The organism is Acetobacter fallax, assembly GCF_011516735.1.
Lineage (GTDB): Bacteria > Pseudomonadota > Alphaproteobacteria > Acetobacterales > Acetobacteraceae > Acetobacter > Acetobacter fallax.
Genome location: NZ_WOSX01000148.1, coordinates 1 through 677, shown reverse-complemented (window position 1 = coordinate 677; position 677 = coordinate 1). Strand labels below are relative to the sequence as shown.

General features: G+C 61.0%; 1 pseudogene. It reads left to right on the top strand.

What is annotated here, in order from left to right:
- Positions 1-47: 47 nt before the first annotated feature.
- Positions 48-677, top strand: a pseudogene (locus tag GOB85_RS18920) (IS3 family transposase); the annotation flags it as partial.

The following is a 677-nucleotide window of genomic DNA, read 5'->3' as shown; positions in this document are numbered from 1 at the left end:
CGGACAGGGCGATAAGCTATCATCTGGCCTGAACGAGGACGGGTTTTATGGGCAAGGTTACGCGGAAACGGTATGCGGCAGAGTTCAAGTCACGGGTTGCGCTGGAGGCGATCCGTGGGGAACTGACGCTGGCGGAACTGGCTTCGAAACATGGGGTACATCAGACGATGATCGCCCAGTGGAAACGGCAGGCGATCGAGGGGATGGCGGCGACCTTTTCCGGGAAGACGGTGGCTGAGCCCCCGGTCAGCCCAGCTGACGTGGAGAAACTGCACGCGAAGATAGGCGAACTTCTCGTGGAACGGGATTTTTTACGCGATGCCTCTGCTCGGTTGGGCGTGATCAGAGGCGGCAGATGATTGACCCGAAGCGAGCGCGTCTGCCGATAATCCGGCAATGCACGCTGCTGCAACTCAACCGGTCGGGCGTCTACTATCGGCCTGTGCCACAGAGCGAGGCCAATCTGGAGCTGATGCGGCTGATCGACGCCCAGTTCCTGGAAACGCCCTATTATGGCTCACGGCAGATGACATGGCATCTGCGCCGCCTGGGACATGAAGTGGGCCGCAAGCGGGTCCGGCGGCTCATGGCGATCATGGGCCTGCGGGCGATCTACCAGAAGCCGCGCACGACCGTGCCCCATCCGGAGCATCGGAAATATCCATATCTGCTACGGG